The sequence below is a fragment of the Methylocapsa acidiphila B2 genome, from assembly GCF_000427445.1.
Lineage (GTDB): Bacteria > Pseudomonadota > Alphaproteobacteria > Rhizobiales > Beijerinckiaceae > Methylocapsa > Methylocapsa acidiphila.
The window spans coordinates 944316-963202 of record NZ_KE386496.1; the positions used below are offsets into that span (position 1 = coordinate 944316).

Genomic DNA, 18887 nt, shown 5'->3' on the forward strand with positions numbered 1-18887 from the left:
AAAAACCTGCCGAGCTTGGCCCGACCTTCGCATTCATTCGGTTGCCGAAAGCTTAAAAGCCGGGGCAACGTTTGCCATTGGGCTTCAATGAACGCGAAAATCAGACTTAAATTTGGCGTTAGCTGTGCAGAAGAAAGTGCTTCGGGGACGCTAGGGCAACAAGGCAGTCAAGCGAATTCAATGCCTTATGCATTTGTGCAACAGTTGCTGTAAATTGCGCGTCGAAACGCTGGATTGACCGCCGCTCCAGGTTGGGACAAGTTTATATAAACAAAAAGGAATAGCTTTTCGCGCGCCGCGCCGAGCTATGGGCCGATATGCCGATCTTGGATATTTTTGATCGCCCCGCCGTGGCCCGAAGGCTGATGGTTTGCACCGGCCCCTGCTGCAATAGCACCGGCGCGGCGCAGGCCTATTTGGATGAGCTACGGCTCAAGCTTCTGGATGAGGGCCTCGCCGAGCGGCTCGTCGGCGAAGCCTCCTGCGTTCGCCGATCCTGTCTGGGCAAATGCACCGGCGAGCCCCTGGCCTATGTGCATCCGGACGGCGTCTGGTATCATGATCTTTCAGGAGACAATCTATTGCTGATCCTGCACAGCCATGTGCTGAACCGTCGTCCCCTGCCCGATCTGATCCTCGAAGAGGACGACTAGCGCTCAAAATCTAACGCTTGAGGCTCGGAGCTTTGGCTCGGCATGAGGCTCCTCAGCTCCCTTAGACAGTCTTCGACGGCGCGGTTCGCGGTGTCGATCACCACATGCTCGCGAGGCCAAGGACCGGCTCGCCAGTTGCAAATCTCCTCCCAGTCGGGGAGCTGCAACCCTGGAACGTCGGGAACCCGGTTCTCGACGCGACGGCGATGTTCGGCGGCGTCCGAGCAGACAATCTCGATTTCCAGGAATGGAACGCCGACGCCAAGCGCCACTTCCCGCCAAGCGTCGCGCGTGACGTTCACGTCGTTGACTGAGTCGGTGACGACCGCGTGTCCAAGTTTCAGATTGTCGCTGGCGACGCCATAGGCCACGCGATAGCTCACATCGGCGATGTCATCGCCGTAGGCCGCCATGATCGGGGGCGCCATCGTGTCGTCGCGAAGGTAGACCGCCCTAAGCTCGCGGGCGAGCGCGCGCGCGAGGGTCGTTTTGCCTGTGCCGGGAATGCCGCTGAAAACGATGAGCATGTTCACGCCTAGTAGGTACCGAACGTCGACAAAGCGTCGATGGTTTCTCCGGGGAAGGCGTGGCCTCGCATTGACGCCGACCACCACGATTTTCATAGCTCGTTACACGCGAGCCAAATATAAGATTGCGGCCGCTAGCGCTGGAGGTGGATGGAGCGCCCGGCGCGCCAATAATCGCAGGCATCGTCAAATCGAATGACCAAACTGATCCTTGCGCCCCTGGAGAACGGCCGTCTCGGTCCGCTCGACGGACCCTTCTCGCTCTCCGTCGAAGCCCACGGCGACGAGAGCCAGATTCTCGAGATCGTCATCGGCTATGTGCGCGCTGTCGCGGCCGGCGTGTCGTGCTACAATAGCCGCGCGCTCGAGGAGTCAAGCAATCTCAATTCCTATGCCGACGAATGTTTCGAGGAGTTGGCGGACCAGGCGCCCCAGGCGGCGGGGCGGCTGGAAAATCTGACTGTCGATTGCCGCGCCCTCGGCGAATCTCTCAAGACTCATCCGATCTGGCGGCTCGACCGGGCGATCCTGCGCCGCCTGCCCGGCGTGAAATTCATCGATTGAGCGCCTGCTGGTCTTCAAGCCCACCTGCTCGCTTGGCGGCCGATCGCGGCGACCCGGCGAGAAAGGCATGGAGCCGGGCGGCCAAGCCTTCCAAATCCTTGATCTCGCATTCCCAGATCGTGAGGACGTCCCATCCGTCCGCCAAAAGCGCCGAATTGGACTGTGCGTCCCGCGTGACGTTGCGAGCGATCTTGGCGCGCCAATAGGCGGCGTTGTTTTTGGGCGCGCGGGCCCCGCGCTTGCAGTCATGCCCATGCCAAAAGCAGCCATTGACGAAGATCGCCTTGCGCCGCGTCGGAAAGACGAGATCCGGGCAGCCCGGCAGAGTTTTTCGATGGAGTCGAAACCGGAATCCGAGCCGATGCGCCAAGGATCGGACGATCATTTCCGGGCGCGTGTTCGTCGATTTCACCGCGCGCATGATGGCGCTGCGCGCCGGATCAGTGGCCGGCGGTCGGAGCGCCGCCTTGGACCGCGCTTCCATCATGCCGCCGCTTGCGCCGCCGAACCGAGCTGCGCGAGAAGCGGCTCAAGGATCTGCTCCGCAATATGCCGCACGACCGGGACCGCCACGCCGTCGCCCGTCAGATGATAGGCTTCATTGTAGTTTTTGGGCAGTTCATAATGGTCCGGCAGACCCATGAGCCAGGCGGTCTCGCGGGCGGAAATCAGGCGGGATTTCACGCTCTCGCCCTCGACGATGAGCAAGAGCTGACGGCTGGAGCCGCCGGCTGGCGTCCGCAAGCAGCCGGACATGTCGTCGAAGCGCACCTCCGCGCGTTGAATCTTGGCGCCGGATTCGTCGTAGCGCGTGCGCCGATAGATGCAGCCGACCATCCGCTGTCCGGTTGATTTCGCGCTTTCGACCTTTGCGAGATTGACCTCGCTCATCAGCGCGAGAAGGCGCCGCGTTTCTTCCTCCGTGCGCCAGGCGACGCTTGACGGTTCGTCTTCGATCAGTTCCGCGAGCCCGATATTGCGAAGCGCTGGCGCCGCCATGCGCCACCAAATCCAGGAGTCTTTGACGCCTTCCGGCAGCGTGTCGAACGCCTCTTGGAGCGCACGGGGATGCCAAAGCGGCGACGGGGCGTTCGCCCGCAATTTCCGCGGAATGCGTAGGGACTTTCGTGCGCCGACGACGAAGAGCCGCGGACGCGATTGAGGCAAGAATAGCGCGGCGTCGACGACCAGCGCGCCATAGGCGTAGCCCGCCTCATGAAAGCGGCTGCAAATGGCGGCGAAATCACGGCCTCCATGGGAGGTCAAAGCGCCGGTCACATTTTCAAGCGCGATGACATCGGGGCCGCGGCTTTCCGCTATCAGCGCGTTCATGAGCGCCCAAAAGGGATGGAAGGCGCCGCTGCGCGCGCCATTCAGCCCGGCCCCTGCCCCGGCCAAGGACAGGTCCTGACAAGGAAAGGACGCCCAAGCCAGATTGGCTCTCTCATGAGGAAGTTGCGCCGTGGTCAGAAGCCGGATGTCGGCGGTTCGAAGCTCGCGCGCACCCCAGTTACGGCGATAGGCGGCGCTTTTTTTGAGATCAAAATCATTGGCGAAAAGGCATGTCCATCCAGGCCCGAGACCTGCCCGCGCCATGCCGCCGCCGGCGAAAAATTCATAAAAGCTGCGCAAGTCCCGTCACCCCGCGCAACTATGCGCGCCGGCCGTCGATTCGAAAAGCCCACCGGAGATCGTCATTGCATTCAGCTTTGGCTGTCCGTCGGCGCATTTGTTGTCCGATCTCTACGGCCTCCCTCCAGATCCCGGAGGCGCTGGTCCAGCGCGCTGATCGCCTCGGCGAGCTGTTTTTGGGCGCTTTCAAGCATTTCGATCTTGGCGGCGGCTCTGCGCGTGTCGGCGATCAGATCGGCGGCGTCGAGGATCGTCTCCATCGTCGCCGTAACGACGCGCTCGCCCGGTCGAGCGACCGATGGTTGCGACGCCGGCGCGATCGCCAGGCGCTCGAGGACCTGCGTCAGGTCGCCCCCCGATTGATGCGCCATCTTCAGCGCTTCCAAAGTCGCGGAAGGCATGGCCGGCGCATCGCCATCGCCGCCGACGGGGCCAGCGCGGGGAACCATCGCCTCCGCGATCATGGCGAGCTTTTTTGCGTTGGACTCTTGGTCGCCGTCGGCGCTCATCGGCAAAACCTATGCGTTGAAGCAAAGCGGCGCAGGCCCCGGGCGTGGCGTTCGTCGTTCGCTCGGTGCGTCATGACGCGAGGCGATATTTGTTGGCGACCCCGGCAGGGCTCGAACCTGCGACCTGCCGCTTAGAAGGCGGCTGCTCTATCCAGCTGAGCTACGGGGCCAAGCCTTCGCCCGCCAAAAGCTCAATGGGTCCATTGGCCGAGGCGAGTGGATTTGAAATTATCCGAATAGGACAAGATCTTGCGGGCGACCAACTGATGCTCCTCGACGCGATAGGCCAAGCCGTTTCGCTCGGCATAGGCGATCGCCTCTTCCTTGTCGCCGAAACGCAGACGAACCTGGCTTTTCATGTCGCCGGAACCGGTCCAGCCCATGAGAGGATCGATCCGGCGAGGCTCCTCCGGCTCGAATTCAAGAATCCAGTCTCTGGCTTTAGCCGAGCCGGATTGGGTTGCGGTTTTGGCGGGGCGGTAAATCCGTGCGGTCATTGCGGCATCCAAGACTTCGTGCAAGGCCTCGATCAATCTATCGCGACGCGCTTCGCATGGCTGGGATGGTCGGGGCAGCAGGATTCGAACCTGCGACCTGAAGTACCCAAAACTTCCGCGCTACCAGACTGCGCTATACCCCGCGTCGCATGGACGGCGTTTTGTCGTCGCGCCTCTCGCTATCACGGGGGCGCCGGGCAAACAAGTTCGGCGGCGCGCGGAGACGGGTTCGCCTCACTTGCCGAATTCCGGACTGCGCAGCAGGTCGCCGGGCTTCAGCCCGATCCTTGCCGCCACGCCGGCGTTGACTTCGAGAACGGCGAAGACCGGGCCACCGGAGGGGATGATCTTTTCCGATAGCGGCTCGGCATTTTCAGCGACGCTGACCACCCCGCCGCTCCTGCCGATAAAAATCATGTCGAGCGGCAGATAGGTATTCTTCATCCACATCGCCACGGGGCGCTCGGTCTCGAAAATAAACAACATTCCCCGATCCTGCGGCAGAAACCGGCGAAACATCAGCCCGCGCTGGCGTTCCTGCTCGGTGCGCATGACCTCGACCTTGAATTCATGCGGGCCGCTCGCCGTGGCGAAAGAAGCGGTCTCAAGCCCACGGTCGGGGCCGTCCGAGGCCTGCGCCCATAGCGCGCCGGCCGAAAGAAACGTCCCCAACGATGCGCCAAAGACGGCAAAAGCGAGAAAGGCGAGCCGTGCGGCCGTCGCCGCCTTGCGTCTCCGTCCAAAGGCTATCTCGGTCAAATCGAAGGCCCTTCATCCTGTCCTGATCGCGGAGCCTAAAGATACGAGCAACGCGATCCGGCGTCACCTTCGCTCGACACGTCGTCCTCCCCTAGCCCGCTCATAACGCGATGAAAAAGCGGCGGCAGTTTCAATGCGCAACCGGCCCGGCGGCGTTAAGCAGGCGCACTTCAGCCGCCATGAGGCCTTTTGGGCCATCGCCAAAACGCGCGAGCAAGCTTTCGCCCGGCTGCAATTCGCCAATTCCATAATGGCGCAGCGTTTCCATGTGGATAAATATATCCTGCGTTCCTTCGCCGCGCGTCAAGAAGCCGAAGCCGCGCGTGCGATTGAACCACTTCACCACGACGATCTCGAAGCCGCCTGCGGAGGAGACCTGAGCGTGCGTGCGCGGCGCGCGCCATTCGGTTGGCGCGGGGACGCGCGACGCCTCGAGCGAGATAATCTTCAAGGCCTGTAAGCCTTTAGCCCGGCGGACAGCCTCGCAGACGATTCGCATGCCCTCCTGCGCCGTCTCGAAGCCGTCCTTACGCAGGACGGTGGCGTGCAAAAGCACGTCCGGCCCGCCGTCGTCCGGCACAATGAAGCCGTATCCTTTGCCGCCGTCGAACCATTTCACCTGGCCGGAAATTTCGACGAGCTCCAAAGCTTCGACGCGCGACGAAAAGGCCGCGAAATCAAGCCGAAGCGATGCGGGAATTTTGTCGTCCAAGGACGCCTCCCTCAATGCGCACGCGTGGCTTCCAAAACCGCCTCAAGCCTGTCGCGTCGGCGACGAATCACGCTACGGCGGGCATTTCAACATGAGAATAACATTCACTTGTCACGACAAAAGCGGCCAAAGAAGAGGAACTTGTGGATGAATGAAAAAATGACGGCGCTGTGTCGTTGCGGCGACTCTTGCGCTCGACCAACTGTTGAGGAGTCCTGGGAAAATATTTCGTGCGGCGGCCTCGTATTCGATGCCCGCAGAGCCCTCTCGCGTATGATTTGGCGCTGATCAGGACGCGAAAGGCTCCAAAATATCGCCAATATCGCCGCGCAATACGAGGTCAGCCTCGGAATCGAGGGGGGTCGCCTCTCCATTGACGATCACCAATCGCGCATTGTGTGATTTCGCCAGCGATGGATAGGAAGCCGCCGGATAAACAATCAACGATGAGCCGATCGCCAAAAAAAGATCGCACGCAACCGTCGCCTCATGGGCGCGGCGCATCGCCTCGGCCGGCATGGGTTGTCCAAAAGAGATCGTCGCCGATTTAACCGGCCCGCCGCAGGCCGAGCATAGGGGCGCGGCGCCGGTCGCCTCGAAGCCGCGCCTTATGTCGACGAGCTCATGCCGCAATCCGCAGGAAAGGCAGGAGGCATAGGTTCCATTCCCATGCAGCTCGACAATGCGGTCGTCAGGCGTTCCAGAACATTGATGCAAATTGTCGATGTTTTGCGTGATGATCGCCGTCGCCTTGCCGCTGGCGACGAGATTGGCGAGGGCGTAATGGCCGCGTCCCGGTTGCGCTTGGGCATAGATGTCGTCGAGCGCGAATTTGCGCCGCCAAGCCTCCTCCCGCATGAGTTCGCTTGAAACAAAAACGTCGAAATCGATCGGCTTGTATTTGAGCCAGGGCGAGTTCGTCGAACGAAAGTCAGGCACGCCGCATTCCGTCGATATGCCTGCGCCTGTAAAGGCCACGATCCTCGACGCTTGATCTATCGCGCGGGCCAACGCCGCGCGGGCCTCGTCGACATGCGTCAAAATCACCTGTGATTCTCCATCAGATCCGAATTTCCGCAGAGCCGCGACCAGCTGGCTCACGAAAATCCGCACGACGCCGCCAGAAAGCAATCTCGGTGAAATTAGGTGATCCGCCGGCAGGCGCAAAAGTTAGCGATCCGCCATTTGCCGCGCAAATCGCTCCTGACGAGACGATTGCGGCGGCATTAGCGCGGAAAAATTGGCCGTCGCCGAACGTTGCTAGACAGACTGTCGATGAAAATTGTATCAGCGCTTTGATCTCCCTCATAGGAACCAGGTTAAGCCCACCCATGGTCCGAAGCCTTTCTTTTTCCATTCGGCTGGCCGCGATAATCGTCTTGCTCGGCCTCATTGTGTTCTTTGAGCTCAAGCATCCTGTCCCCAGTTTCCGTCTGGCCACATTCGTTTTTGTTTTCCTGCTTCTCGCCGACGCAGCTTCTTTGGCGCGGGGGAAGACGCGCGACCTTCTACTCATTCTCACGTCCTTGGCTTTTGGACTCAGTCTCGTCGAGGCCGGGGCGAATATGTTGGAGCCGAAAAACGGGATCGAGATGACCCGAGGTTGGTCAGTGCAGCAGCCCATCGTCGGCTGGGGACCAGAGCGTATGGGCAGCTTCCATGCCAAGAAATGGAATCCTACAACCGGCGAGTCGATCTATGAGGCCGATTATACGATCGACGCCAATTTATTGCGGGCGACGAAATCCTGCGAGTCGGGACCGACGGTCGTCTTTTTCGGGTGCTCCTTCACCTTCGGCGACGGCGTGGCCGACGCCCAGACTTTGCCGCAAGCCTTCGCCGACGCATTCGACGGCAAGTTGCGGGTCCTCAACCTCGGCTTCACCGGCTATGGGCCTCAGCAATTCCTGCGCGAGATGGAGACCGGCCTTTTCGACCGAGTCATAGGCCCGAAACCAAAGCTTTTCGTCTTCCTGACCGCGCCCTGGCATGCGGAGCGAACCGCCTGCAAATCCTATTGGACCGCCCATGCGCCCCTCTATGCGCTGGAGAACGGCAAGATCGTCTTCAAGGGCTCGTGCAATGAAGGGGCGCGCCTGTGGCTGCGCGAATGGCTCGAGAACACGGCTTTGTATCGGGTTGCGATCGAGCCTTATCGGCACAGGCTCACGCATGACGACGTCGAGCTCTATATTCGGATCCTGCTCGCGGCCGTCGACCTCGCCAAGGAAAAATATGGAGCGCCGACGCTCGTTCCATATCTCAGGGTCGAGGACGGATATCTCGCGGGAACGGGCTTCGACGACGACATGATCATCGAGCGCCTGACGAAAGGCGGGGCCGAGGTGGTGGACGCGTCGCTTGCGACGGAAAAGGCCGCGGGGGCTCTCATAGCGATCAACGGCGACGGCCATCCGACACCCTTCGCAAATCGCGTTCGCGCCTCATTGGTAAAGGATTATGTCGAGCGGCATATGACCTCCATCCTTGCGTCTCGCCCGGATTGACTCGAGCCGCTGGCTCTCATCAGACGCCTAAACCAAAGAGATCTGTTCGCCTATGACTAGAACGCTTTTCCTCGCCCTCCGCCTCGTGGCAATGCCGATCCTGATCGCGTTCGTCATAGTGATCGAGACGCATCACTCTCCCAATTATTTCCGCCTGCTCAGCTTTGTCCTCGTTCTTTTCCTGTTGATTGATCTGGCTTCGCTCGCGCGCGGGAAATTACGCGATCTGCTCCTGATAGCCGTCTCGCTCGCTTTCGGCGCAAGCGTCATCGAAGGGATCGCCTATCTCATCGAGCCGAAACAGATCATTGTGTCGACGGATGGCTATACGGTTCGCCGGCCGGTGATCGGCTGGGGACCCGAACATCCTGGGCGCTTCCATTCTGAGAAGATTGACCCGAGCACAGGCGCCACGATCTACAGCGTCGACTACACAATCGACGCCAATCTCCTGCGCCGGACTGACTCGAACGAAGCAGATCCCGCGATTGTATTCTTCGGCGATTCCATGACCTTTGGACTGGGGGTGAACGACGCGGACACCTTGCCGCAAGCACTCGCCGATAGTCTCGACCGCAAGAACCGCGTTCTCAATCTAGCCTTCGGCGGCTATGGACCGCAGCAGTTTCTGCGCGAACTCGAAACCGGGATTTTCGATCCGGTTATTGGGCGGCAACCTAAACTGTTCATTTTCATGACGTCGCCTTGGCACGCCGAACGATCGGCATGCAAGGTTTCATGGGTACTGCTTGCGCCGCGCTATGAGGTCGAGAACGGCCACGTCCAATTCAAAGGCTCCTGCTACGAAGGCGGGAGGCTCGCGCTGCAGGAATGGCTTTGGAATTCTGCAGCCTATCGCGTATCGATGTCGGCGCTTCGGTCAAAACTCAGCCATGACGACATCGAGACCTATATTCAGATCACGCTCGCGGCGGTGCGCCTCGCCAAGGAGAAATATGGCGTGGACACGGTCGTGCCTTTCGTACGAGCTGCGCCAAACTATCTTCCGGGAACAGCCTTCGACAATGAGGCGATCATGCAGCGTCTGAAGGACGGCGGAGCGATCGTCATCGACGTCACGCTGGAGAAGGAGGCCGCCGCCGGCGCCGCGATCGCCATCGAAGGCGACGGACACCCAACTCCGCTCGCCAACCATCTGCGGGCGGAGATGCTGAAATCGCTCATCGCGACGCATGAGCGCGGAGAGCTTCTGTCCCGGCAATAACTGCGCGTCAATCGAGTTCGAAAGCGCTCTTATAGTCGCGGGCAAGCGCGGGATTTTGATGCTCCTTGTGCAGGATGCAGTTTCCGATGGCGAGAAACTCGATCTCGGTTCCCATGAAGCAAGCGAATGCGTCCTCGGGCGTGGCGACGATCGGTTCGCCACGCACGTTGAAACTTGTGTTCACCAGCACCGGGCAACCAGTCAGCTGCTCGAACCGACTGATCAACGCATGATAACGCGGATTGGTCTCGCGGTGGACAGTCTGGATGCGCGCCGAATAATCGACGTGGGTCACAGCGGGAATGTCCGACCGAGGGACATTTAGCTTGTCAATGCCAAACAAGGCCTGCTCGTCGGTCGACATTTTGCGGCAATGCTCATCTCTGACATTGGCGACGAGAAGCATATAGGGCGAATCGACGTCGAGCTCGAACCAGTCGGCGACCCGCTCGCGCAAGACCGACGGCGCGAAGGGACGGAAGCTTTCGCGATATTTCACCTTGAGATTAAGCGCCTTTTGCATGATGGGCGAGCGCGGGTCGCCGAGGATCGAGCGATTCCCAAGTGCGCGCGGGCCAAACTCCATGCGGCCTTGATGCCAGCCGACCGCCTGCCCGCTTGCAAGCGCCGCGGCCGTCTTTTCAATGAGCGCCTGATCGTCGACCGTGCTGAAGACGGCTCCAGCCGCCTCGAGCCGACGCTCGATATCCGACTGCGCGTAGGCGGGCCCGAGATAGGAGCCTTGCATCGCGTCCGGGCGTTTGATGATCCTTGTGGCGCCGCCGTCAGGATTTTCGTCGTGATAGACGGCGAGCGCTGCGCCGAGGGCGCCCCCGGCGTCGCCCGAGGCCGGCTGGACGAAAATATTGTCGAAGCGGCCGTCGCGCAGCGCCTTCCCATTGGCGACGCAATTGAGCGCCACGCCGCCGGCGAGACACAGGTTGCGAAGTCCGGTCTCCGCGGCGAGAGCGCGGGTGAGGCGGAGGACCACTTCCTCGGTCGCCGCCTGGATCGAGGCGGCGAGATCCATGTGCCTCTGCTCGAGCGCTTCATCAGCGCGGCGCGGCGGCCCGCCGAAAAGCGCGTCGAACCGCGGGTCCGTCATGGTGAGCCCGGTGCAATAGTTAAAATAATCGAGGTTCAGCCGAAATGATCCGTCCGGCTTAACGTCGATGAGATGCTCCAAAATATCCTTGACATATTTCGGCTCGCCATAGGGAGCGAGGCCCATGACTTTATATTCGCCCGAATTAACTTTGAAGCCCGTGTAATAGGTAAACGCGGAGTAGAGTAGCCCGAGCGAATGCGGGAAATGAATTTCCTTGTGAATGGCGAGCGAGCGACCGTCGCCGATCGCCGCGGAGGTCGTCGTCCATTCGCCGACGCCGTCCATGGTCAGGACCAAGGAAGATTCGAAAGGCGAAGGATAATAGGCCGACGCCGCATGCGAAAAATGATGTTCCGAAAATCGGAGCTTGGCTTTCTCGCCCAGTTCCGGCGAGATCGCGGAAAGTTCGCGGAGAAGAAGATCGCGCTGGAAAAGCTTCTCGCCGATCCACAAAGGCATCGCCTTTCGGAACGATTCGAATCCGCGCGGGGCGAAGGCCAGATAGGTCTCGATCAGACGCTCAAATTTCAGGAACGGCTTCTCGTAAAAGGCGACGCGATCGACCGACGCTCCTGAGGCCTGCGCCGCCTCTAGGCAATAGCGGATCGCATGGACCGGAAATCCCGGATCATGCTTTTTGCGGGTGAACCGCTCTTCCTGCGCCGCGGCAACGACCTCGCCGTCGCGCACGAGGGCGGCGGCGCTGTCATGATAAAAAGCGGAAATGCCGAGAACAAGCATCAAGGCGCGCTCAAAAGAGCGTGTAAATGAATGGCGCGACGACGGAGCCTTGGCTCAGCACGAACAAGCCGCCGACGATCAGGAAAAGGATCAGGAGGGGCAACAGCCAGAATTTCTTTCGGGCGCCCAGAAACTCGAAAAGCTCGGCGAAAATGGACATTGGCTCTCCTCAGAATTGTTTCGTCAACGTGCCAGGCGCTGGGCCCGGCGGATCGCGCTCGATCCAATAGGATGCGGCGTCCGGCTTGATCTGGAGGCGCAACAAGTCTTCGCCTTTTTTGCGCAGGAACCAACCCAAGGGCACGATCGCTCCGAAAAACAAGACGCCCATAATGATCGGATTGGCGATCTTGTTCAGGAGAAAGCCGAGCTTAAACCAGGCGCGATTGAGCGGCGCGAGCCAGCGCGGTCTAACGATCGCCGTCGCAAGAAATAATGCGGCCAAGGCGAGCAGCGCCCATTTGGGCGATTCGGCGTGGCGCAGCAAGGGCCAAGCGCCGAGGATCGCGAAAATCAGCGCAAAGGTCAGCCCGAATTTACGGTCCGATCCAAGTGCGACCTTGCGGAAGCTCAGGACAGTTTCGTGTGTTTGCATGCGATTCCGTCAAATCCATCCGATAGCGTCGCGACGCGTTCTTATGGCGTCAAACGCGCGCGGCCGTCAAAAGCCGCGCGCCCATCTCATGAAGCCGGCTGCTCCTCGTCTTCGGGCGGCGTGGTGCCGAGGAGCGCGTGAAGAGCCTCGTACGGGTCCTTGGCTTCCAGGAGCGCGCCGCCGACCCGAACGGCCTTAGCCCCCAAACCCGCCATTTTTTCAATGTCCTCGTAGCTCTTAACGCCGCCCGACGCCACCGCCAAAGTCCTGTCGGCCGGAATCTTGGGCAAGAGGCGCTCGCAGACGGTCGGGTCGATCTCGAGAGTCTCGAGATTGCGATTATTAACCGCGATAAGCGACGCGCCCGCGGACAGAGCGAGCTCGAGCTCGGCCTCGTCACGAATCTCGACATAAGAATCGAGCGCGACGGATTCGGCGCGGGCCATGAATTCGCCGAGTCTATCGCCGAGGATGCTCGCGATCAGCAAAATCGCGTCGGCGCCGGCATATCGCGCCTCATAGATCTGATAAATATCGATGACGACGTCGTTACAGAGAATCGGAACATTGGCCGCTTTGGCGGTCGCGAGATCCGCGACGCTGCCGCGAAAAAAACGGCGATCCGGCGAGGCGGAGACGCATGTCGCCCCGGCGTCGCGAAAATCTTCCGCGAGCTCCATGACGTCGAGCCGCGACCGCGTCGATTTCGATAGCGGCGAGGCGCCTCTTATGTCGGCGATGACGCCCGGCTTGCCGCTCGTCTGGAACCGATTGAACAGCGCGCCGAGAAACCCTTTCGTCATCGGCGCTTCGCCGATCATGCCGGTCAGGGCGCCGGCGGAGCGCTTCGCCTTTGCCTTGTCGATGTCGGCCTGACGCTGCGCAAGAATCGGCGCGAGTCTCGGGCCAATCGACGTCCCATCAGCAGCTGCCATTCGAACAAGCCTTTCCAATTTATCGCGCGGGCGTCCGATCGAGACCGCGAATCGGGGCGAACCTGCCGCAGCCTGACTGACCGGCCGCACCCCAAATCGCAACCGGAGCGCGCCAGATCAATCGATCTGCGCATTCGCTAAAGGGGCGAGGCGCTCGATCGGCTGCGTCCGACGCCTTGATCCACGAGATCACGCAGCTTTTGAGCCGAATCGATCTAAGACTGCGATTATGATCGATCTCCATGGGATTGCGCGGACCGCCCCCTTTCGGGGAAATCGGTCTTCCTGTGTCATCCCGCTCTAGAGCATGCGCTGCAAAAGTCGAACAAATTTTTCATGAGCGCTCGGGCTCTGGAAGACAGACATATTCTTTTGCCCGGGAGGCATGCCGGGACTCTGGATGCGCCGCTGCATCCTTGCAAAAAGCAGGAGCGGGCTTCCGACTTGCCAAGCCTCAGCTTCTGAGATGAAGATTTCTTGAAGAATCACGGACAAAAGCCGAAGTTGCCTAAACTGGAACTTGGCTGAATATCTGCGCGAACCGCCTTCAAATTTGCCCTCGACGCACGAAACTTGTGCAGTATGTTTCTGTAAGCCTATAAATCTGGTGGACAATTGTGAACTGACCTCATATCCGTAAGATAAGTACAAATGCGGTCCCTCCTCGCGTCGACGGAGGTCCGGGGAACTCCCGTCGGAGCCTGCATGCTGACAAAAAAAGGCAAATACGGATTGAAGGCGATGGTTCATCTCGCCGGCCGGCCGCCGGGTGAAGCCACGCTTGTGACGGATATTGCCGTCTCGAACGACATCCCCAAGAAATTTCTCGATACGATTTTAGGCGAACTGCGCAATGCCGGCTTCGTCAACTCGAAAAAGGGCAAGGGCGGAGGCTATACCCTCGCCCGGCCTGCGCATGAGATTCGAGTCGGCCATATCGTGCGTGTGCTTGACGGTCCGCTCGCCCCCATTCAATGCGCGAGCAAGACGTCCTATCGCCGCTGCGATGATTGCACGGACGAGAGACGCTGCAGCGTTCGCTTGATCATGCTCGAGGCCCGCGACGCGATTGCGACCATTCTCGACAATCGGACGCTCGCCGAAATGCGCGCGCTCGGCGCGGGCGAAGACGCGCAGCTTATGTATTACATCTAATCCCGGCTGCGGAAGGCAAGCGCTTCCGGCGACATCCGTCATAGGATGATTAGGACGGCGCGAAAGCGCGCGTTTGGCGAGCGCTTCATGCTTGGGGACCGACCGGCGGCCAGAGCGTTCTGAATTGAGCGAGCGATTTTCGCGGGCGGACGCCGGACTTTTCGCGAGCCGGTGGGCGGGGACCCCGTGTCTAAGTCCTTAGGCGGACTAGCCGCAGAGTCTGCTGGCGAGGCGCCGTAAGAACGCGCCGACCTTATGCGCCCACGTTGGACGCAGCGCGTCGTCGATAGCCGCCGAAACCGCGTCGATCGGCGCCATCCCATCGACCGTTTTCAAAGCGCCCTTCTCGGCATAATAGGCCGATACCGGCGCGGTTTGCGCGCGATAGGCGTCGAGCCGCGCCATGAAGGCTTCGGCATTGTCGTCGGCTCGGACCGATCCACCGCCGGCGACGGTCTCGCGCGCGCGTTGCTCGATGCGCGCCAGCAGCGCCTCTTCATCGACCTTGAGCTCGATGACGGCGTCGAGATCCATATTCTTGGCGCGCAGCATTTCGGCCAGGGCTTCGGCCTGCTTAACGGTTCGCGGAAAACCGTCGAGGATAAATCCGGCCTTCGCGTCGGGCTCAGAGATGCGATCGGCGACGATTCCAACCACCGTATCGTCCGGGACGAGCCTGCCGGAATCCATGACGGCTTTAGCTTTGAGCCCGATCGGCGTCGCTGCCTGCACCGCCGCGCGCAGCATGTCACCCGTCGATAATTGCGGGATCTTATACTTGTCCCTGAGCCGCGCCGACTGAGTGCCTTTTCCGGCGCCGGGCGGTCCCAGAATCACAAGCCTCATCTGCGTCGTCCTCGCAATTTGGCTTTCTTGACGAGCCCCTCATATTGATGGGCCTGCAAATGGCTGAGAATTTGCGCGACCGTATCCATCGTCACGCTGACCACAATCAAAAGCGACGTTCCGCCGAAATAAAAGGGCAGCGCCGCATAGGAGATCAGCATTTCGGGCAAGAGACAGATAAGCGCGAGATAGCCGGCGCCGAGCACGGTGATGCGCATCAGGATCGTGTCAATATATTGCGCCGTCCGCTCGCCGGGTCTTATGCCCGGAATGAACCCGCCATGCTTCTTGAGATTGTCGGCCGTCTCGGTCGGGTTGAAGACGATCGCCGTGTAGAAAAAGGCGAAAAACACGATCAGCGAGACATAGAGAATGAGATAGAGCGGCCGGCCGTGGCCGAGGTAGGTCGAGATCGTCGCGAGGATGCCGGTCCCACCCTGGCTTTGCGAGAAATTGGCGATGGTCGTCGGCAAAAGCAGTAGCGAGGACGCGAAGATCGGCGGTATGACGCCCGATGTGTTCAACTTCAGCGGCAGGAAGGACGTCTGTCCTTCGTAGATCTTATTGCCCTGTTGTCGCTTTGGATAGGTGATCAGAAGGCGTCGCTGCGCGCGCTCCATGAAGACGATGAAGGCGACGACCAAGACCGACATGACCATGACGCCGAGGATCAGAGCGGTCGAGATCGCGCCCTGGCGTCCGAGCTCCAAAGTATTCACGATCGCGGAAGGGAAAGCTGCGACGATGCCCGCAAAGATGATCAAGGACGAGCCGTTGCCAATGCCGCGCGAGGTGATTTGCTCGCCGAGCCACATCAGGAACATTGTCCCGCCCATCAGGGTCAGCACGGTGGAAACGCGGAAAAACCAGCCGGGCTCCGTAACGACGCCAGCCTGTCCCTCGAGTCCGATCGAGATGCCATAGGCCTGGAAAGCCGCGAGAACGACAGTCAGATATCGCGTATACTGATTGATGATCTTGCGCCCGGACTCGCCTTCCTTCTTCAGGGCTTCGAGCGTCGGAAAAACGGACGTTAGAAGCTGGATGATGATGGAGGCCGAGATATAAGGCATGATGTTCAAGGCGAAGATCGCCATGCGCTGCACGGCGCCGCCCGCGAACATGTTGAAAAGCTCGAGCACGCCCTGGCGGTTATTGGTGAAGCTCGCCTCGAAGGCGGCGGGATCTATGCCCGGCAGTGGAATATACGTGCCGAGCCGATAGATGATAAGGGCGCCCAGCGTAAACCAAATGCGCTTCTTGAGCTCCTCGGCCTTGCCAAAGGCGCTCCAGTTGACATTCGCCGCAAGCTGCTCTGCCGCCGATACCATCTATTGCTCCCAAGGCGCGCGGGCGCCAGACAATTTGTTCTTATTGTGTCGCCGATTTCGGCAGCGCCAGGCGTCGGGCCGAACTCGAAACAGGCTCGCCGGCCGCGCTGGCGCGGACCTCGTGGCGATCCGAAGGATCATTTCGCACTGTCCGCGACGCGGCGCAATGCATTCCGCCATCGAGATGGCCTCACGGTCCCGCCACACCAGTTTCGCAAACACGACCGCGCGGCCGCATCATAGCCCATCGGCGGAGCGAGGCAAAAGCCCGCCCCGCAATTTGATTATGCTTGTTCCGCGGGCGGAGTAGAATCGGCCGCAGCGAGAAGCGTTATCGATCCGCCTGCGCCCTCGATGGCTGCGACGGCGCTTTTCGATGCGGCCGCGACTTCAAAAGCAAGCTTAGCGTTCAGCGCGCCGACACCGAGAATCTTGACGCCATCACGGGGCTTGGAGCACAGGCCCGCAGAGACGAGCGCCTCGATCGTCACCGGATTGGCCGCATCGAGCTTGCCGGCGTCGAGCGCCGACTGAATGCGGCCGAGGTTGACCTCGTTGTAATCGGTCGAGAAAGGATTCCAGAAGCCGCGCTTCGGCAACCGGCGATGCAGCGGCATCTGACCGCCTTCGAAGCCCTTGATCGCGACGCCGGTCCGCGCCTTCTGGCCCTTGACGCCGCGTCCGCAGGTTTTGCCCTTGCCCGACCCGATGCCGCGGCCGACGCGCATGCGCGACTTCGAGGAGCCCGGATTGTCGCCGATTTCATTCAATTTCATTGTCGTGGCTTTCCCTGATCTCGTCTCACGCGGCGTCGACGATGCGGACGAGATGCGCGACCTTCGCGATCATGCCGCGCACGGCCGGCGTGTCTTCGAGGGTCGACCGCCGCCCAATCTTATTGAGGCCGAGCCCGATCAGCGTCGCGCGCTGCGCGAATGGCCGCCCGATCGGGCTTTTGGTCTGCTCGACCGTAATTTTAGCTTGTGCGCTCGTGGTCACAATAAAGCTCCTTAGGAATCGGCGCCGGCCTCGGCCTCGCCGCCCTGGCGCCGGGCCTGAAGCGTCGAGACCTTGAGGCTGCGCCGGGCGGCGACCGCGCGGGGAGAATCCTCCCGCTGCAGCGCATCGAAGGTCGCGCGAACCATGTTGTAAGGGTTCGACGACCCTTGCGATTTCGCGACCACGTCATGCATTCCGAGCGTTTCGAAAACGGCGCGCATCGGACCGCCAGCGATAATGCCGGTTCCGGCCGGGGCCGCCCGAAGAACAACGCGTCCCGCGCCGTGGCGGCCGTTCACGTCGTGATGCAAGGTGCGGCCTTCCCGAAGCGGGACCCGAATGAGGCCGCGCTTGGCGGATTCGGTCGCCTTGCGGATCGCTTCCGGCACTTCGCGCGCCTTGCCATGGCCATAGCCGACGCGGCCTTTCTGATCGCCGACGACGACGAGCGCAGCGAAGCCGAAGCGCCGACCGCCCTTGACCACCTTGGCGACGCGATTGATATGGACCAGACGATCCACGAATTCGCTATCGCGCTCTTCCCGATCGCGGTCGCGGCCGCGGCCGCCTTCACCCTCACGCGCCATATCTTTGTTCCGCCTTCAATCCGCTGTTCCAATTCCGAGCCGAAGCGCCGGCGTCTTCTCGGCGCGGGCTCCGAATTCCATCAAAAGCTGAGGCCGCCTTCGCGCGCCCCTTCGGCCAAGGCCTTGACCCGGCCATGATACATATAGGCACCGCGGTCAAAGACAACTTCCTTGACGCCGGCCTCGGTCGCGCGTTCCGCGATCAATTTGCCGATCAGCTTCGCCGCCTCGACGGTCGCCCCGGTCTTGAGGCTTTCCCGATTGGCTTTCTCGAGCGAGGACGCAGACGCAAGCGTGCGTCCAGCCTCGTCGTCGATGATCTGGCAATAAATTTGTTTCGACGATCGGAAAACCGACAGCCGCGGCTTGCCATAGGCCCGCGCCTGCAGAGACCGCCGTACTCGCGACCGCCGCCGATCCGTCGCCGCATTATCTTTCGCCATGATGCTGGCTCCTCGAACCTGTGTTGGCCTACTTTTTCTTACCTTCCTTGCGGAAGATGAATTCGCCGGCATATTTGACGCCCTTGCCCTTATAGGGCTCCGGCGGCCGCAATGACCGTATCTCGGCCGCGATCTGGCCAACTTGACGCTTGTCGATCCCGGAGATCGAAACCTCTGTCGGCTTAGGCGCGACGATCGCTATGCCCTCCGGAATCGGAAAACTCACGTCATGGCTATAGCCAAGCGACAGCTGCAGGTTTTTGCCTGCGACGGCGGCTTTATAGCCGACGCCAGTAATCTCTAACTTCCGTTCGAAGCCCTGGGACACGCCGATCACGAGATTATTCACGATCGACCGGGTCATGCCCCACATGGCCCGCGCGCGCTTCGTCTCGTTGCGCGGCGAAACCGCGATCTGATTTTCGGCGAAGCTCACACTGACCTCGTCCGGCGCCGTGAAGGACAAAGCGCCCTTGCCGCCTTTCACCGAGATCGACTGACCCTCGACCTTGGCAGTGACGCCAGCCGGAATGACGACCGGTTTCTTACCGATGCGAGACAT

General features: G+C 60.8%; 25 protein-coding genes and 2 tRNA genes. 5 read left to right on the forward strand and 22 right to left on the reverse strand.

Annotated elements, in window-relative coordinates; genetic code table 11:
• The first annotated feature begins 317 nt into the window (after positions 1 to 317).
• Positions 318 to 653: a (2Fe-2S) ferredoxin domain-containing protein gene (locus METAC_RS0106035; RefSeq protein WP_026606330.1), complete on the forward strand. Its 336-nt coding sequence runs from the start codon at positions 318 to 320 to the stop codon at positions 651 to 653.
• Here METAC_RS0106035 and METAC_RS22555 read toward each other — a convergent pair.
• A complete protein-coding gene (locus METAC_RS22555) occupies positions 650 to 1180 on the reverse strand; it encodes a P-loop nucleotide/nucleoside kinase family protein (RefSeq protein ID WP_051335414.1) in 531 nt (176 codons plus the stop codon). The genes METAC_RS0106035 and METAC_RS22555 overlap by 4 nt on opposite strands.
• Positions 1181 to 1375: 195 nt before the next feature.
• Here METAC_RS22555 and METAC_RS0106045 point away from each other — a divergent pair, with 195 nt between their 5' ends.
• Positions 1376 to 1744, forward strand: coding sequence for a hypothetical protein (locus METAC_RS0106045; RefSeq protein ID WP_026606331.1), 369 nt, complete (start codon positions 1376 to 1378; stop codon positions 1742 to 1744).
• Here METAC_RS0106045 and METAC_RS22560 read toward each other — a convergent pair.
• From METAC_RS22560 to METAC_RS26350, 10 genes are all read right to left on the reverse strand, one after another.
• Entirely contained in the window at positions 1734 to 2231 is a 498-nt protein-coding gene (locus tag METAC_RS22560) for a very short patch repair endonuclease (protein WP_342446940.1), read from the reverse strand. The two genes, METAC_RS0106045 and METAC_RS22560, sit on opposite strands and share 11 nt — an antisense overlap.
• The gene (locus METAC_RS0106055) at positions 2228 to 3376 is read right to left on the reverse strand and encodes a DNA cytosine methyltransferase (RefSeq protein WP_026606332.1); all 1149 of its coding nucleotides are present in this window, start codon (positions 3374 to 3376) and stop codon (positions 2228 to 2230) included. The genes METAC_RS22560 and METAC_RS0106055 overlap by 4 nt, the downstream gene beginning before the upstream one ends.
• A gap of 71 nt (positions 3377 to 3447) precedes the next feature.
• Positions 3448 to 3885 (reverse strand): hypothetical protein, encoded by a 438-nt coding sequence (locus tag METAC_RS0106060; protein ID WP_026606333.1) that lies wholly within the window; start codon positions 3883 to 3885, stop codon positions 3448 to 3450.
• Positions 3886 to 3978: 93 nt separating this feature from the next.
• A tRNA-Arg gene (locus tag METAC_RS0106065) sits at positions 3979 to 4055 on the reverse strand.
• Between the two features lie 21 nt (positions 4056 to 4076).
• Positions 4077 to 4382: an ETC complex I subunit gene (locus METAC_RS0106070; protein ID WP_026606334.1), complete on the reverse strand. Its 306-nt coding sequence runs from the start codon at positions 4380 to 4382 to the stop codon at positions 4077 to 4079.
• A 66-nt stretch (positions 4383 to 4448) separates the two neighbouring features.
• Positions 4449 to 4525: transfer RNA gene (locus METAC_RS0106075), tRNA-Pro, on the reverse strand.
• A 91-nt stretch (positions 4526 to 4616) separates the two neighbouring features.
• Positions 4617 to 5141, reverse strand: a complete 525-nt coding sequence (locus METAC_RS27035; protein WP_245257427.1) for a DUF192 domain-containing protein — start codon at positions 5139 to 5141, stop codon at positions 4617 to 4619.
• A gap of 130 nt (positions 5142 to 5271) precedes the next feature.
• Positions 5272 to 5853 (reverse strand): cold-shock protein, encoded by a 582-nt coding sequence (locus tag METAC_RS0106085; protein ID WP_036255331.1) that lies wholly within the window; start codon positions 5851 to 5853, stop codon positions 5272 to 5274.
• A 288-nt stretch (positions 5854 to 6141) separates the two neighbouring features.
• Positions 6142 to 6900 (reverse strand): SIR2 family NAD-dependent protein deacylase, encoded by a 759-nt coding sequence (locus METAC_RS0106090; RefSeq protein WP_026606336.1) that lies wholly within the window; start codon positions 6898 to 6900, stop codon positions 6142 to 6144.
• 13 nt (positions 6901 to 6913) lie between these two features.
• Positions 6914 to 7210, reverse strand: a complete 297-nt coding sequence (locus tag METAC_RS26350) for a hypothetical protein (protein WP_198017287.1) — start codon at positions 7208 to 7210, stop codon at positions 6914 to 6916.
• 22 nt (positions 7211 to 7232) lie between these two features.
• Between METAC_RS26350 and METAC_RS0106095 the strand changes: the two genes are divergently transcribed.
• Both METAC_RS0106095 and METAC_RS0106100 read left to right on the forward strand, forming a co-directional pair.
• Positions 7233 to 8360: an SGNH/GDSL hydrolase family protein gene (locus tag METAC_RS0106095; RefSeq protein WP_245257428.1), complete on the forward strand. Its 1128-nt coding sequence runs from the start codon at positions 7233 to 7235 to the stop codon at positions 8358 to 8360.
• A 52-nt stretch (positions 8361 to 8412) separates the two neighbouring features.
• On the forward strand, positions 8413 to 9585 hold the full coding sequence (locus METAC_RS0106100; protein WP_026606338.1) for an SGNH/GDSL hydrolase family protein: 1173 nt from the start codon (positions 8413 to 8415) through the stop codon (positions 9583 to 9585).
• Between the two features lie 7 nt (positions 9586 to 9592).
• Here the strand turns inward: METAC_RS0106100 and METAC_RS0106105 are convergent, their stop codons facing one another.
• From METAC_RS0106105 to METAC_RS0106120, 4 genes are all read right to left on the reverse strand, one after another.
• Positions 9593 to 11434, reverse strand: a complete 1842-nt coding sequence (locus tag METAC_RS0106105) for a carbamoyltransferase family protein (protein ID WP_026606339.1) — start codon at positions 11432 to 11434, stop codon at positions 9593 to 9595.
• A 10-nt stretch (positions 11435 to 11444) separates the two neighbouring features.
• The gene (locus tag METAC_RS26740; protein WP_198017174.1) at positions 11445 to 11594 is read right to left on the reverse strand and encodes a DUF5989 family protein; all 150 of its coding nucleotides are present in this window, start codon (positions 11592 to 11594) and stop codon (positions 11445 to 11447) included.
• A 9-nt stretch (positions 11595 to 11603) separates the two neighbouring features.
• Complete coding sequence (locus METAC_RS0106115) at positions 11604 to 12029, reverse strand: SxtJ family membrane protein (protein WP_026606340.1); 426 nt, start codon at positions 12027 to 12029, stop codon at positions 11604 to 11606.
• A gap of 86 nt (positions 12030 to 12115) precedes the next feature.
• Positions 12116 to 12964, reverse strand: coding sequence for an indole-3-glycerol phosphate synthase TrpC (locus tag METAC_RS0106120; protein WP_026606341.1), 849 nt, complete (start codon positions 12962 to 12964; stop codon positions 12116 to 12118).
• A 705-nt stretch (positions 12965 to 13669) separates the two neighbouring features.
• On the opposite strand from METAC_RS0106120, the gene METAC_RS0106135 reads away from it, so the two are divergent.
• Positions 13670 to 14119, forward strand: a complete 450-nt coding sequence (locus METAC_RS0106135; protein WP_026606344.1) for an RrF2 family transcriptional regulator — start codon at positions 13670 to 13672, stop codon at positions 14117 to 14119.
• 207 nt (positions 14120 to 14326) lie between these two features.
• Here METAC_RS0106135 and METAC_RS22570 read toward each other — a convergent pair whose 3' ends face one another.
• From METAC_RS22570 to rplF, 7 genes are all read right to left on the reverse strand, one after another.
• Positions 14327 to 14965 (reverse strand): adenylate kinase, encoded by a 639-nt coding sequence (locus METAC_RS22570; protein WP_051335416.1) that lies wholly within the window; start codon positions 14963 to 14965, stop codon positions 14327 to 14329.
• Positions 14962 to 16296 carry a preprotein translocase subunit SecY gene (gene secY, locus METAC_RS0106145; protein WP_026606345.1) on the reverse strand — a complete coding sequence of 445 codons (1335 nt, stop codon included), beginning with the start codon at positions 16294 to 16296 and terminating at the stop codon, positions 14962 to 14964. Before secY ends, METAC_RS22570 begins: the two co-directional genes overlap by 4 nt.
• 284 nt (positions 16297 to 16580) lie before the next feature.
• Positions 16581 to 17072 (reverse strand): 50S ribosomal protein L15, encoded by a 492-nt coding sequence (gene rplO, locus METAC_RS0106155; RefSeq protein ID WP_026606347.1) that lies wholly within the window; start codon positions 17070 to 17072, stop codon positions 16581 to 16583.
• 25 nt (positions 17073 to 17097) lie between these two features.
• Entirely contained in the window at positions 17098 to 17295 is a 198-nt protein-coding gene (rpmD, locus tag METAC_RS0106160; protein WP_026606348.1) for a 50S ribosomal protein L30, read from the reverse strand.
• A gap of 11 nt (positions 17296 to 17306) precedes the next feature.
• Positions 17307 to 17882, reverse strand: a complete 576-nt coding sequence (rpsE, locus tag METAC_RS0106165) for a 30S ribosomal protein S5 (RefSeq protein ID WP_036255333.1) — start codon at positions 17880 to 17882, stop codon at positions 17307 to 17309.
• An 80-nt stretch (positions 17883 to 17962) separates the two neighbouring features.
• Entirely contained in the window at positions 17963 to 18325 is a 363-nt protein-coding gene (rplR, locus tag METAC_RS0106175; protein WP_026606351.1) for a 50S ribosomal protein L18, read from the reverse strand.
• 28 nt (positions 18326 to 18353) lie between these two features.
• Positions 18354 to 18887, reverse strand: coding sequence for a 50S ribosomal protein L6 (gene rplF / locus METAC_RS0106180; RefSeq protein ID WP_026606352.1), 534 nt, complete (start codon positions 18885 to 18887; stop codon positions 18354 to 18356).